The sequence below is a fragment of the Rhizobium sp. CB2179 genome, assembly GCF_057653455.1.
Window position 1 is genome coordinate 301469 of record NZ_JBYGKR010000003.1, and the last position, 14130, is coordinate 315598.

General features: G+C 59.3%; 12 protein-coding genes. 4 read left to right on the forward strand and 8 right to left on the reverse strand.

Annotated elements, in window-relative coordinates; all coding sequences use genetic code 11:
• Positions 1-29: 29 nt before the first annotated feature.
• From AC244Q_RS29930 to AC244Q_RS29940, 3 genes are all read right to left on the reverse strand, one after another.
• Positions 30-1031 carry an SDR family oxidoreductase gene (locus tag AC244Q_RS29930; RefSeq protein ID WP_012763379.1) on the reverse strand — a complete coding sequence of 334 codons (1002 nt, stop codon included), beginning with the start codon at positions 1029-1031 and terminating at the stop codon, positions 30-32.
• A gap of 361 nt (positions 1032-1392) precedes the next feature.
• The gene (locus AC244Q_RS29935; RefSeq protein ID WP_348630303.1) at positions 1393-1614 is read right to left on the reverse strand and encodes a sigma factor-like helix-turn-helix DNA-binding protein; all 222 of its coding nucleotides are present in this window, start codon (positions 1612-1614) and stop codon (positions 1393-1395) included.
• Positions 1542-1919 carry a sigma-70 family RNA polymerase sigma factor gene (locus AC244Q_RS29940; protein WP_245460691.1) on the reverse strand — a complete coding sequence of 126 codons (378 nt, stop codon included), beginning with the start codon at positions 1917-1919 and terminating at the stop codon, positions 1542-1544. The genes AC244Q_RS29935 and AC244Q_RS29940 overlap by 73 nt, the downstream gene beginning before the upstream one ends.
• A gap of 450 nt (positions 1920-2369) precedes the next feature.
• Here AC244Q_RS29940 and AC244Q_RS29945 point away from each other — a divergent pair, with 450 nt between their 5' ends.
• Together AC244Q_RS29945 and AC244Q_RS29950 are read left to right on the forward strand one after the other, a co-directional pair.
• Positions 2370-2819, forward strand: a complete 450-nt coding sequence (locus tag AC244Q_RS29945) for a DUF2383 domain-containing protein (RefSeq protein WP_012763377.1) — start codon at positions 2370-2372, stop codon at positions 2817-2819.
• Positions 2820-2970: 151 nt separating this feature from the next.
• Positions 2971-3546 carry an alpha-ketoglutarate-dependent dioxygenase AlkB gene (locus AC244Q_RS29950; protein WP_012763376.1) on the forward strand — a complete coding sequence of 192 codons (576 nt, stop codon included), beginning with the start codon at positions 2971-2973 and terminating at the stop codon, positions 3544-3546.
• A 788-nt stretch (positions 3547-4334) separates the two neighbouring features.
• On the opposite strand, the gene AC244Q_RS29955 is transcribed toward AC244Q_RS29950, so the two are convergent.
• Both AC244Q_RS29955 and AC244Q_RS29960 read right to left on the reverse strand, forming a co-directional pair.
• A complete protein-coding gene (locus AC244Q_RS29955; RefSeq protein ID WP_012763375.1) occupies positions 4335-4775 on the reverse strand; it encodes a DUF421 domain-containing protein in 441 nt (146 codons plus the stop codon).
• 9 nt (positions 4776-4784) lie between these two features.
• Positions 4785-5051 (reverse strand): hypothetical protein, encoded by a 267-nt coding sequence (locus tag AC244Q_RS29960; RefSeq protein ID WP_050786659.1) that lies wholly within the window; start codon positions 5049-5051, stop codon positions 4785-4787.
• A 1067-nt stretch (positions 5052-6118) separates the two neighbouring features.
• On the opposite strand from AC244Q_RS29960, the gene AC244Q_RS29965 reads away from it, so the two are divergent.
• Positions 6119-6535: an HNH endonuclease gene (locus AC244Q_RS29965; protein ID WP_244432288.1), complete on the forward strand. Its 417-nt coding sequence runs from the start codon at positions 6119-6121 to the stop codon at positions 6533-6535.
• Between the two features lie 277 nt (positions 6536-6812).
• On the opposite strand, the gene AC244Q_RS29970 is transcribed toward AC244Q_RS29965, so the two are convergent.
• Complete coding sequence (locus AC244Q_RS29970) at positions 6813-8801, reverse strand: AI-2E family transporter (RefSeq protein WP_012763374.1); 1989 nt, start codon at positions 8799-8801, stop codon at positions 6813-6815.
• A gap of 327 nt (positions 8802-9128) precedes the next feature.
• On the opposite strand from AC244Q_RS29970, the gene AC244Q_RS29975 reads away from it, so the two are divergent.
• The gene (locus AC244Q_RS29975) at positions 9129-11426 is read left to right on the forward strand and encodes a PBP1A family penicillin-binding protein (protein WP_128408059.1); all 2298 of its coding nucleotides are present in this window, start codon (positions 9129-9131) and stop codon (positions 11424-11426) included.
• Positions 11427-12195: 769 nt separating this feature from the next.
• Here the strand turns inward: AC244Q_RS29975 and AC244Q_RS29980 are convergent.
• Both AC244Q_RS29980 and istB read right to left on the reverse strand, forming a co-directional pair.
• Positions 12196-13257: an epoxide hydrolase family protein gene (locus AC244Q_RS29980; RefSeq protein ID WP_487764161.1), complete on the reverse strand. Its 1062-nt coding sequence runs from the start codon at positions 13255-13257 to the stop codon at positions 12196-12198.
• A 137-nt stretch (positions 13258-13394) separates the two neighbouring features.
• Positions 13395-14129, reverse strand: a complete 735-nt coding sequence (gene istB, locus AC244Q_RS29985) for an IS21-like element helper ATPase IstB (protein WP_128408307.1) — start codon at positions 14127-14129, stop codon at positions 13395-13397.
• Between the last annotated feature and the right edge of the window lies 1 nt (position 14130).

Below are 14130 nucleotides of genomic sequence, written 5' to 3' on the forward strand. Positions count from 1 at the left end.
TCCTCGGACGGTCATAAAAACGAACGCGATTAAATTCCGCGTCGATATCGCCTTTGTATGCGACGGCTGTTTCGGTTGTAGGTATTCGCAACAGCGAGAAGGCCGAGCCCGACCGCTACCGTCGCCGCCACCGCTCCCAACGCCACCCGTTGCGTGCGTGATCGCAAACCGCCATCGATACCGCCTGGTCGCGTTGATGGAGCGAAGAGGTTGCCATCCGTCATAGGCCCGGAGTCAGCCTGTCTGAAGTAGGTCGTCATGAACCAGTTCATGAGCCGTGCGCTCAAGCGTGGAGCGAAAAAATGTCCGACGCGTATCAGGTCAGCGGTTGCACCGACCGTCGTTGTCACTTTTGGATGCCGGGAAACCCTGACGACCGCCTCGGCGACCTTGCGTGCGTCGTAGACCGGCGGCGGCGCCGATAACTTCCGACCCGTGTAGTTGGCGCCATGGCTGATCCCAGGTGTATCCATGAAAGCCGGATAGATATCGCAAATATGTATATTGGGATGGTTCGCCAGTTCGCCCCTGAGCGCCTCTGAAAATCCTTTCAAACCGAATTTACTGGCACTGTAGGCGGTGGCGTAAGGGGCTCCTGCGAAACCGCCCAGCGAGATCATGTTGATGAACACGCCGTGGTCCTGGTCGAGAAAAATCGGCAGCACGGCGTGGGCGTCGTTCATGTGACCGATCAGATTGGCACGGATCACCTGCTCGTGCGCCTCGATCGGGGTGTCCTGGAACTTGCCGACGGCGCCGACGCCGACGTTGCTCACCCACACGTCGATTGGGCCAACGCCAAGCGCTGCTTCGGCGAGCGCCTTTACCTGTTGGGCATCGGTGACATCTGTGGGAACGACGATAACATCGGCGCCCAGTTCACGACAGGTGTTGGCCACGGCCTGAAGTGCTACTGCGTTTCGGGCGGCAATCACGAGATTGGCGCCCTCTCGCGCGAAAGCCTCAGCAGTCGCTTGCCCGATGCCGCTGGAGGCTCCGGTGATCACCACCACTTTCTTTTGGGTCTTCATTTGGATCTCCACCTTCTTCATCATCGAACGTGACGTTCAGGCCAAGGGCGCCGAGACGATCGTGCATGATCGCGGCCTAGTATAGAGGAAGGCTTCGATGCCATATTTGGCTTCGAAATCGTGGCATGCGTCCTTGAGAGTTGCGGCATCAGCGTCCATGATCTAATGCGGCCAATACGACCTTTAGGCCGATGTCGTGGTCGGCGGTTGCCTTGAGCATCGTCGGTATGAAGCGCATGACTTCCCTCCCGTATCCCTCTCTGGCCTTTGCAAAGCTTTAACACGAGGCGTTGGTTCCCGTTTCTGAAGAAGCGGGCCTTTGGGCCCGGCGGCTTTTGGTCCCTTAAATCGCGATGGCAGATCACCTCGCCGCGACGGCTCCCGCGGCTGTAGTTTCCCCCAAAGTCGCGATCACCGCGGCCCGTCCACGCGCAATGCGGCTCTTGATCGTTCCGAGTCCACATCCGCATGCCCCGGCGATGTCCTTATAGCTTTCGCCACTTATCGCCATCAGCGACACCCGGCGCTTGTCAACGTCGAGAGCTGAAATGGCTTTGTCGACCTCGCCCTTCGTAAAGACCATTCCTGAGTGGACTGTACTGCCTGTCCGGAACCAGCTACTTCCATGTCGGCATGGAGCGTATATCTCCGGCGCATCCTGTATTTCGTGCAGTAGGTGTTGCGGGCAATCGTGAACAACCAGGATTTTAGGTTGGTCCCGGGCTGAAATTGATCGACATGGGCCAGCGCCTTGACCATCGTATCCTGCGTCAGATCGTCCGCATCTGTCGCGGACCGCTCCAACCTCATCGCGAACCGGCGCACAGCCGGCATCAACGCGACAATATCCTGTTCGAGGGTGGCACCTGTTCCAGTCAGTCCGCTCATGTTCTCTCTCCTTGGGGCTCAGGAAGAATGTGCATGGCAGCTACGCGTTCCGACGCTCCCGGGAACAGTGCGGTAACGTACAGGCCGTTCGCGGGCGGGAATGCGTGCATTCACCAAGAGCGGCTAATGAGGATGCCTGTGTCTGCCATTCTGTCACTTCTAAAGCCTCAGACGACCAGACGCTCTCCACATCATGACCGATCCGCGGATCCCGCCCGTTTCAAGAGCAGAGGCCAGGGCGTCAGGTCGCCGATCGCATTCGGGAGAACCTTGCTCATGCGGCTCGGAATCAAATGGCGCCCCCCGTTCGCCGATTGGGGCCGAATGCGCTTCGGCACTCGACTTGCCAGGGCGAAATGGCAAGAACGCGGCTCACCCTTACAATCGCGTCAAGGGAACAACAGTCCGCGCGGAGGGTTTGGCCTTCTCAACCAGCAAATGGAGGACGACATGGTAACGATGGTAGGCAACGAATCCGACATCAAGGGTCTGGTTAAGGATCTAATCTATCTCGAGTATGATGCGATCGCCGCGTATGATTCCTGCATAGAGCGTCTCGATGACAAGCAGTTCGCGACAAAGATCACCAGCTTCAAGCAGGACCACCTGCAGCATCTCGAAGTGCTAAACGAGATGGCGCGCGAACTTGGGATCCAGGCACCGACGCGGGGCGACATGAAGGAGATGCTGACGACCGGCAAGATCGCCCTCGCCGATCTGATGGGGGATGCCGCCATTCTCAAGGCGATGAAAACGAATGAAGATGATACCGTGACCGCCTACGAGCGAGCATCACGTCACGAAGACGCCATCCCCGCCTCGAAAGCGTTTTTCATGAAGGCGCACCAGGACGAGGAACGGCATCGTGCCTGGATGGACACGACCGCGAAGGCGTTGTGACCCGGCAAAGCTTCAGCGCGATGAAAACCGGTGCCACGACCAGCAACGCCATGTACTACCGTGGGCTCTATATTGAGATGAGGGCGCGAGGAGATTTCCTCCGCGCTCCACGAGTTCAATTCCCTTTCTGTACGAATTACCGAAGTCTTTCATGAAACCATTGCAGCAAGGAGACCTGTTTGCCGCATCGGAAGTGGAGCTTCCTGAAGGCTTCCGCTACGAAGCCGCCGTTGTTCCGGACTTCGAACAGTCTCGCCTCGTCGAGTATGTCTCTTCGCTGCCGCTTAAGCCTTTCGATTTCCACGGCTTCGAGGGCAAAAGAAGGGTCGTCTCCTTCGGCTGGAAGTACGACTTCGAGACGGAACGGATGAGGCCGGCCGAGGATATCCCAGATTTCCTTCTTCCTGTCCGTGCGCTCGCCGCCGGTTTCGCCGGGATCGAGGCCAACCAGCTGCAGCAAGCCTTGATCACCGAATATGCCCAAGGCGCGCCGATTGGATGGCATAGGGACAAAAAGGTATTTGGCAGAGTTGTCGGTGTGTCGCTGTTGGCCCCATGCACCTTCAGATTGAGACGGCGGGCTGGCGCCAAGTGGGAGCGCTTCTCGCTCAGGGTAGAGCCCGGGTCGGCATATCTCCTGTCGGGGCCGGCCCGAAACGAGTGGGAGCACTCCATTCCGCCGGTCGACACACTTCGCTATTCGATCACCTTCAGGGAAATAGGCTGATCGATGTTGAGTTGCGACCGACAAAAGGCAACCGACACGACAGCAAGCCCAAGCAATATCCATATCTCGTCGTGGTCGTTGCCTTGCGCACCTGGTTTGGTTATTTAAGCCGCCGCGCGTTCCGGGGCGCGTCGAACCATGGCATCAGCGCGGGAAGGTGCCTACCTCCGCGTCGAAGCGCGCTAACGCAAGCCGGAGTAAGGCCAGCGCCAAACAGAGCCAGCATGTAACTTCCGTCTACTTAATTAGGAGCCCCAATAGCGATAAAGTGCCGCCTTCGCCGCCATTGTCCGCCCGCAGCAGGAACAAGAGGGGGCTCGACGCAGGCCAGATTATCGCCATGACGGGGTTAGCTTCGAGTTGTCCTTTTCAATATTGGACTTGGGAAGGCAAGGAAGTCATCATTCGCGATTAGTGGAGTCGCGAGAGCGTCGGCATGAACAGAAGAGCACCAATCGTGGAGGACGAGCCGCTTCCGCTGATGATGGTGATCGATATGGTCGAAGACGCTGGTCCGACGGTTGAGGCTTGAAGCGCGGACGAGGCAATTCGTCTTCCTCGGGAAGTCCCTGATATCAGGATCATGTCGACGGACATCACACGCCAGGCTCGATGGACGGACTGAAGCTTGCACCCGCGGTGCGCGATCGCTGGCCTCCGATCGAATTCGTCGTTGTTTCCGGGGTGAAGGATCCTGACCTCGGTGACTGCCCGAAAGGGCGTCTCCTATCCGAAGCCTTACAACGCGCGGCGGATCACAGACCCTGCGACGGATGGCGTCGTAGTCGTCAGTTCTTCTTCACGATGCTGATGTTGCCGCTGACTTCGAGGATTGCGAACTTGATGTCCTTCACGGACTCGATGCCCTGGCTGCGGGCCGCCTCCATCACGTCCTCGCTGTCAAGACGGCATCCCCCAAGCGCTTCGCGATCGTAAACGCCATCCGTCACGAGGATGGTAGGCACGCCGTCGATCACATGGCCCGCTTGTTTCCACCAACGTTTGACGTAGGACAGGCCGATGTCGGTGGTGAACAGAGTAAGGATCAGCAGGACGGCGTTAGTGATGGAAAAGTCGTCGCCGAGCATCGCCTGCTGCGTGGTCTCGGATATGACAAGGACGATCACCAGGTCGAACGGCGTCATCTGCGCGAGCGTGCGGCGTCCTGACAGCCGGATAATGATCAGCAGCGTGAAGTAAATCGCGAGCCCGCGAAAGACGGCGTCCATGAAGCCTCCCTAAGGCAGAATTAAACTTGTCCGCTCGGACACATCGTTGCCGATACCAGCGAAGTAGGACCGCAGTCCGACCTGCTCGGTGTGTAGGCGGAAGACGATTTTCGCGGGCGCCGACGGATCGGCCGCGAAAACGTAGCCGATACGGCCATTCCGCTGCACTGTGGCCTTTTGCGGCGGGTCAACGCCCTCAATCGAAAAGACCTCGAGAAAGCGTGCATCGACGAAGAGCGTCTGGTCTCCCGGCGAAGGAGCGAGCGTCACCCGCATTTCGTCAGGAGCGTTCCACCTGGAGATCGCCGGGAGTTCCAGCGTCCCGGCTGGAAGCGCGATCCGATGCCTTGAGAAGGGGCCTCCTCGGCCAAGCAGGCCGAGGAGGCAGGCGAGCAATATCAACGCGAAGACCAACCAGGCGATCCTTTGCGCCGCCCAAAAGCGGCGCTGAAAAGGACCGTGATCCTGTACGCCCTCGGGTAAGGCGGGTTTTGCCGGCGCACGTGCTGATTTTGCAGCTTTCAAGACTAACCTTCATCCTTGGCATCTTAGAATGAGCGCGACTTGGGTGCTGATGGCGGTCGCGTGAATTCTCCGGCACGGCGGTAGTGCCGCCCTCGGTTGCAGAGTCACGAAACAATGCCCTCCAGACCCATTTGTTCCAGCCTAGAATATTCGGTGGGGACCTCGAGCTCTCGGGGCTTGACGCCCCACGCACGCCCGTTGACGAAGCGCCACATAACAACTGAGGGCGTCCTCGTCGCGGACGATGTGCGTCGTGCCGACGGCACCACCGATCCAGGCGGCGATCGCACCGAGGGGCGAGAGCGATGACCGCGAGGATCGCCCGACTCACCGGTGCGGTTCCAGTATCGGCCGAACGCCACCTCGGATCGTAGATGCGCGGCGAGTGCAATTCGCGTTGAACACGATGAACTGATTTTGTCGGGAAAAGTGCGGAGCTCAGTGGCGCCGATGGGCTAGTAACCGCCAATATCGCCGCGAATTGGGCCAATCCCCTGCGGCTGTGCATAGGTCGTGTTGTCTGATCCACTCGTCGCGCATCCCGAGAGTGTCATGAAGACGATTGCTGCTGCGGCCAAAATATTTTTCAGAGGCACGGCGTTCTCCGATCATGGCAGGCTGCCCAGGCCTCGAGGGCCACGCCGAGAACTCTCCTTTAAATCATCTACAATGGCAAGCGCGCTGGTGAACTGGCGGTAAGTAGCGTCACTGCCTCTTCAAGCGTCTCCCTGCAAGATCGACATCAGCGGTGGGCCGGAGACGCAGGGCGCGGCCGCGGATCGAAGGGGAGGAGCAGGTCGCCTATTGAACAGATCCTTATGAACCGCAAAATCCGGGAGGCCAGCTTCCGGCGGAAGGTCTGCGACGCCTACGACAGCCGATGCGCGATCACCGGACTGCGGATCGTCAATGGCGGCGGCAAGTCCGAAGCGCAGGCTGCACACATATGCCGGTTAAAGAAGGCGGCCCGGATGTCGTCCAGAACGAACGTCGCGCTTTCCGCCGCCGTGCACCGGCTCTTCGATAGGCATCTGATTTCGCTGACCGACGACTATCGGATCCTCGTTTCGCACACCAAGGTGCCGTCGGAGCTCAAGACACTTTTCGCGAGGCAGATGGACCGGATCCTTTTGCCTAGGAACGCGAGGCTGTCGTATGTGGCGAAGCATAGTGCCATAGCGATCCCGCGTCAGGTGTCCCAGCTTGCAAGTCGAGTGATCGCATCGCTATCTTGAGCTGATAACGACGCCACAAGAACAAGATGCCGCTTCGGTGCGTTTCAGGCGACGGCGACGAACTATCGTTTGAGCACGATAGCGCGTCCTGGGCCGCTCTGCCAAGACCGTCTAATTCGCGATCGACAGCATCGACGTCAGCGTCCGGGTGGAACTCCTCTGATCTTTACGGCGGACGACAAGAACATCCTCGGTGACGGTTGGAGGCTCCAACCCGCGAATGAGCAATTCATGTGATGCTCCATGGCTCTGACCGGCCCCTGAACACCGTTTGCCGCTAAATCCCGGAGCGCGCGGCGGCTATGCCTGTCTTGTTCGAGGACCGCCGGGTACGAATCTTGCGCGCGGTCGTCACCAATGATGGTGGTGCATCGGCGAGTGCCTCGCGGGCAGCCGAGGTCAAGGTTGTGGCAACGAAATCTGCCTCCCCAAGCGCGGGCGGTTGCCTTTCCTTCTGGTTTTCCGCCCAAAGGACCGCGCCGACGCGAATGGCTGGGTATATGCGCTTGAACCGACGAACAAGTATGGTGGCGTGCCTTGTCGAGTCCTCATTGAGGAAACAAACTACGATGGCGTTCGATTGTTTCGGAACGAGGCTCATGGCGCGGCGATTGGGGATGTCGGAATGCCTCGCTGCGACCACCTCGGCTCCCTGTACCTGAAGTATCTGGGCAAGCATCGCAGCCGACGCGTCGTCGAGCGGGCCCCTGCCTCCGACGCAAAAGACGGTCTTGCCCCGTCCGTCAGGTAGTTCGCTTTCATCGCCATTCCCTTCCTTGGGGGGGCTGGGCCGACCTGCCGCTTCCTTCTGTTCCTCTTCCTCTTCCTCTTCCTGCTCTTCTTCCTGCGCGATTTCCGCGAGATTCGAGACCAGCGTGATGGCGGTCCCGAACACCTGTTCCATCTGCTCCGCGGTCAAGACGCCTCGACGCCTATCCTTCTCCGCGAGTAGAAGGGCGGGAATGGCAACCTTGCCATAGTAATCCTCCAGATAGTCCTCCTCGAGGAATTCCTCAGCGTAATCGGTCGCCTCATCGGGATCGCCGGCAAGAAGCCGCTGGTATAGCCGCTCCTTGGGATCGAGCACAGGGTCACTACCAAAAACGACCTCAAGGAACTCGAACTGCGGGACATACCGGCCCAACACTGCGAGACACACGGTCAGCGGCGTGGACAGCACAAGACCGACTGGTCCCCACAGCCACGCCCAAAAAATCGCCGCGACGATGATTGCCAGCGGAGAGAGGCCGGTACGAGAACCATAGAGCCAGGGCTCGATGACGTTGTTGCTGGTCAATTCCAGCACAAGGAAGATGGCCCCAACCCAGAGAACAAGGCTCCAGCCAGGGTCAACTGCAAAGGCCAGGAACAGCGGCAGAACCGTCGCGATTACAGGCCCGATATAAGGGACAAATCGAAGGACGATGGCTAGCATCCCCCAGAGCGCTGGATTTGGAATGCCAACCGCCCATAGTCCGAGCGCCAATGGGACACCGTAGGCGCAGTTGACCACCAGCTGCATAAGAAGATACTGCGCGACGCGGCTACCTGCCTCCTGGATGGCTTCTGTTGTGCGATGCAGATCGCCATAGCCAACGAGCCGGATAAAGCGATCGCGAAGCTCTTCCCGCTCTAAAAGCATGAATATTACGACGACGATGATCAAGCCCAATGAAGCGATGGGGCCAAGCAGAGGACCAATCAGGCTAGTAAGCGTTTCAATTGGTCTACTAGGCGCGAATATCTCAACGAGCACGGGCTCCCTTGGTCTTGATCCGGTACCTGGAGCACCTGGGCGCTGCTCAGCGTTGCTGAGCTCACGACCGACGCTCTCAACGACTGATGTCAGGCGCCGCACAATACCGCTATCCGTTCCACTTTCCTGGAGAGACCGAATTTTTGCTATGATGTTGCCTTGGTAGGCAGGAAGGTTCTGGGCGACTTCGGCTACGTGTCCCGCTACGACAAGCCCGAACAGGACGAGAACAAGAAAAGCGATCACGACGGTGACGATTACCGCCGGAATACGCGGCATCCCAAGTTTTCGAAGACGAGAGGAGATGGGAGCCAACGCGAACGTCAACAGGACTGCGATTGCTAGAGGAAGAAGTACTTCCTTGCCGAAATACAGAATGGCAATAACAGCGAGTACACTCGCGAAGGCAGGCATGCGTGAAGGGGCGGATGGCGAGGTCGAATAGACGCGGCGGGGACCGAGGTCATTTTCCAATTCCGCCTCCGTGATCTTGGCGTCGCTCGAAGACATCGATGTGTCGGTCGCTCTCGCCAAGACTTTGGAAATTAGGGCGCAGATCGGCCTCGGCAATGGTGTGACGGACCTCCTTCGACGGTCTTTAGGGCATACGCTCCGAAAAACAGCCCCGCGTCGTTGGGCTATGTTGCTGATCGCACCTTGCTGCGGGCCAGTTCCTTTTAGCCACTCGTGCTGTTGCGTGCGCTTCTACCGCTGCAGGCAATGGGCGCAGCACCATTCCTGCAATCCCGCTCCGAGCCATTGGGACCTTTTACGGTAGAACACTCGGCATCGCCCGGCTATAAGGTTCAAGCCACGTTGGCCTTTTAGCGGTAACCGATGCCAAATCCTCCCGAATCTTCCGGCGAAAGCCTTGGCAACTCCAGCACGGGTCGCATTCAGCCAGCAGATTCAGCGACGCAAGCGGCCGCCCCGGATCCGCCAGGAACCACCCAAGGCGACAACCCGCAATTCCCCCACGGAACCTTCGTGCAAACTCGACAGGCTGCGAGCAATCTATTACGCGCGCTACGCCACGATTTGGCGGCAAGTTCTGCTTTGGCGAAGACCAAGACGATGGCTTCGTTTTTGACAACGAAGCTAAGGCGGTCGATGCGGCTGGAAACCATATCAGCTCCCGCCAAATGGATGACGACTGCTCTGGCCAAAGCCGGGCGCGGCATTCGCGATCGGGGTTCCAAGCCGCGCGAAAGTCGCCGACGCCGATGGCTTCCGGCGAACTGGTGGAAATTCGCTATGGGGTCGGCCTTGCTTGTCTGCCTCCTCGTATGCAGCGTGCTGTTGTGGGCCCTCAAGGACGTGCCCTGGAGCGAAATCCGGGATGGAACGTTGAAGCCGATCGTGGTGCTGGAAACCGCCGACGGCGCGCCGTTGGTGAGGCAGGGGCCTTACCAAGGGCCCTATGCTCGATACGACCAGTTTCCGCCCAATCTGATCGATGCGGTCCTTTCCATCGAGGATCGCCGATTCATGGATCATTTTGGCATCGATCCCATGGGCATCGGGAGGGCGCTTCTGCGCAACCTGGAGGCTGGCTCGGTGGTGGAGGGGGGCAGCACGATCACCCAGCAACTCATCAAGCTGCAATACCTCGACAGTGATCGAACAATAAAGCGCAAGGTACAGGAGGTTGTGATCGCGGTCTGGCTGGAGTGGAAGCTCGGCAAGCGGGAAATCCTGACGCGCTATCTCAACAGCGTCTATCTTGGCGCCGGCGCCACCGGAATGCCCGCCGCCGCGCGCATCTATTTCAACAAGGATATTGGGGGCCTCACCCTGTCGGAGTCGGCCATGCTGGCTGGCTTGCTGCGGGCGCCGAGCCAATGGAATCCCATCGACAATTTCGAAGGCGCCCGGCAACGCAGCATGGTCGTTCTCGACGCGATGGCGGCCAATGGCAAGATCACCACGCCACAATTGGAGGAGGCCAAGACGAGCTTCGCCAGGCTGCAACCCACGACGCCCACGCCACGCTCCGGAAGCTGGTTTGCCGATTGGATCTCACCCCAAGCAAGCGAAATCGCCGGCTCCTCGCCCGGTTCGACTGCGGTGCGCACAACGCTGGTGCCCCGGTTGCAGCAAATCGCCGAAAAGGTCGTGAAACGAGCCCTCGACAGTGAAGGAAAGACGGTCGGAGCATCGCAGGCCGCTTTGGTCGCGATGACGCCCGACGGCGCGGTCGTCGCGATGGTTGGCGGCCACGACTACAAGGCGAGTCAGTTCAACCGCGCCGTCACCGCGATGCGCCAGCCGGGTTCCACCTTCAAGCTATTCGTCTATTACGCGGCATTGAAGGCCGGGCTCACCTTGTCCGACCGGGTTCTTGACGCGCCAATCGACATCGACGGCTGGGCACCGGAAAATTCCGGTGGCAACTATCGCGGCTGGGTAACGCTTGCCGAGGCGTTCGCGCGATCGCTCAATGCCGCGTCGGTGGCGCTTGCCGAAGAGGTCGGTCTGGACAATGTGATTGCCGCGGCGCGCGAACTCGGCATCGATGCGCCGCTGCCCAACACACCGTCTCTGGCGCTTGGCACGTCCGAGGTCAATCTGCTCAACCTCACCAGCGCCTATGCGTCCGTCCAACTCGGCAGGGCACCTGTCAGGCCCTGGGGCATCATCGACTTTCAAGCGGCAGGGCAGCCCAAGGCGTTTCGAGTTGGCTCACAAGCAAAGCCGAATGTCGATCTTTCGCCCTACCAGTCGGATCTCATCGGCCTCCTGCAGTTGGTGGTCGAGCGCGGTACTGGACGTGGAGCGGATCCTGGCACGTTCGCGGCCGGCAAGACCGGCACGAGCCAGAACAACCGTGATGCCTGGTTCGTCGGCTTCACGCAAGCGCTGGTCGTTGGGGTCTGGGTTGGCAATGATGATGACACGCCGATGAAGGGCGTGACGGGCGGCACCCTGCCAGCGCATGTTTGGCGGGACTTCATGCGCGAGGCGACGGCCGAATCCGCGCTGAGTGGAGTGCAATCGACGGAAGACGCAAACAATGGTCAAGGTGCGCCGCCGTCCTGCAACATCACCGCCTGCTCGCGCGCCTACCGCTCCTTTCGGCCGTCCGATTGTACCTACCAGCCATATTCCGGAGGCCGACGGCTTTGCGAAAAGTGATGCATAGCGAAGCGCTTCCTCGAAAGATTCCTGGACGCCGAGGTCGTTGGCCGATTCCACGAATATCACCCTGTCGGCGGTACACTCGGCCGCTTGCGGTTGAAAGCTGTCCCGCCCCAACATGGGATGGATCTGGGGAATGACGATGACCGAGCATGAGATTGACCGATATCACCCGAGCGGCGTCGACCGACGCCACGTCGCCCTTCGGCTGGAGCAGCTTCTGTGTGAGAAGCTTAGAGGAACCACGATGGAGAGGTCCGAGCCACCGCATTTCCGCGCTGCCGCTGCGGATATTCTCCAGTTCGGCGAAAAACGTCACGGTGGATCGGGGGAGGAAGGGGACGTCAACGACGCTTCGCGAACACCGTGTTGACGTGCTCCGACAAGCTTTTGAACCGATGGTTCACACTTGTAAACTCGTCACAGCAGTAGCGGAACCGCCGGACCGGTGGCTTCGAACTGAATACGGCATCGAGCAATGCACGTGCTAGCCCGCGGCATTGGATATCCTTTTCCTGCGGGGCGAGGGCGCTGTTTGACGAAGGTCGCTGGCATTTTCTTTCGGAGAAGACCGAAAACCTGGTCGCTCATTAGTGTCTTCAATGGACTGACGACGATGGTCATGCCCCGGAGCAGAAGTGCAGGAAGCTGAAACATAATGACTTTCCAGAACACACCGGCGGATATTTTCCGCACGGCGCCCGATGATTGGGCGCCGCAGATTAAGATGGCGCGAGGTGTGGGTTCGACTATTTGACCGCTCGACCTAGATTTGGTCGCGCAAAGGCTTGAAAGCTGCCCGCAGCTCCGAGGTAAACAGCTCCGGCTGTTCCCAGGCTGCGAAGTGCCCACCCTTAGGCAGTCGATTGTAGTGGATCAGCTTTGGATATGCTTTTTCGGCCCAGCTTTGCGGCGCCTGGTAGATCTCGTCCGGAAAAGCACTCACGGCGACCGGAATTTTGATGCCACGCGGATCAAAGAAACCGCCAGACGGGAAATGCGCGTTGGCCCAATAGAGGCGCGCTGACGAAATCGCAGTGTTGGTAAGCCAATAAAGGGTGATATTGTCGAGGACGTCGTCCGGCGTAAGGCCTTCATGTTCGCCATCGAAAGACCTTGCGATCATTCGGTAGCTCCGGATATCATGATCCAGCATCCAAGCCGCGAGCCCAATCGGCGAGTCTACGATTCCGTAGAGGGTCTGTGGGCGGTTGTTCATCTCAATCGCGTAGCCAAGCCCATTCTTGTTGAAATCGTCGAGCTGGTCGTAGGCCCGCTTCTCGTCTGCTGTGAGAGTGGAAGGTGGAGTGCCGGCGGCAAGCGCCTTGGTTATTTCGGCAGGGACGGTAGCCGCCATGTTGGTATGGATACCGAGGAGCCCCGCGGGCTCCTGCACCGCCATCAGTTCTGTGACGGCATTCCCCCAATCGCCACCTTGGGCCACATACTTGGCATAACCGAGGCGCTGCATCAGTACAGCCCATGCTTTGGCAATTCGGGGCGGCGTCCACTTGGCATCCCTAGGTTTGGCGGAGAATCCATAGCCCGGCAGGGAAGGAATGACCACATGAAAGGCGTCAGCTTCGGTGCCACCGAAGGCGGTCGGATCGGTGAGGGGTTTTATGATTTTCATCTGTTCGATAACTGATCCGGGCCAGCCATGGGTGATGATGATCGGCAGCGCATTGTCGTGCTTCGATCTGACATGGATGAAGTGGATGTCGAGGCCGTCGATCTCCGTGAGGAACTGCGGGAGGGAATTGATCCGATCCTCGACCTTTCGCCAGTCGTGGGTCTTCCAATGGTTGGCGAGCTTCTTAATTGTCAATCGGCATCGTAACGGGACCCCTTATCGGCTCCCAAAAGGGACCCCTGCCTCTGGTTGCATAGGGTCAGCGCGCGTAGGCCCGGAGCTCTCCATTTAGCGCAGGGGCCTGCGGGCGCGGGTTGTTTGTCTTTTCGGCTTTAGCTTTGAGAGCGGTTTTTGAAGCGCCAGGATTCATTCCCGGTCTCAACGATTTCGCAATGGTGGGTTAGCCTGTCGAGGAGGGCGGCGGTCATCTTGGCGTCGCCGAAGACGGCCGGCCACTCGCCGAACGCCAGGTTCGTCGTGACGATGATCGAGGTCCGCTCGTAGAGCCTGCTGATCAGATGGAAGAGGAGCTGGCCGCCGGCCTGAGCGAATGGGAGGTAGCCGAGTTCGTCCATGATGACGAAGTCGAGCCTGGTGATGAAGTCGGCCAGCCGCCCCTGCTTTCCGCTACGTGCCTCCGTCTCGAGCCGATTGACGAGGTCGACGACGTTGAAGAAGCGGCCGCGTGCGCCGTTGCGGATTAGGGCGCGTGCGAGCGCGATGGACAAATGGGACTTCCCCGTGCCGGTTCCGCCGACCAGAACGATATTGTGCTGCTCGGCGAGGAAGGCTCCTGTCGCAAGCTGGCGCACGAGCCCTTCGTTGACCGGCGTGTCGGTGAAGTCGAAGTCGTCGATGTCCTTGGCCAGCGGCAGCTTGGCGACGGTGATCTGGTATTTGATGGAGCGCGCCTGCTTCTCGGCGATCTCCGACTGAAGTAGGTCGCCGACGATGCGTGGCGGTTCGTGCTGCCGCTTGATGCCGGAGGCCATGATCTCGTCATAGGCGCTGCGCATGCCGAACAGCTTCAGCGTGCCCATCATGTTAAGGATTTGGGATCGTTCCATA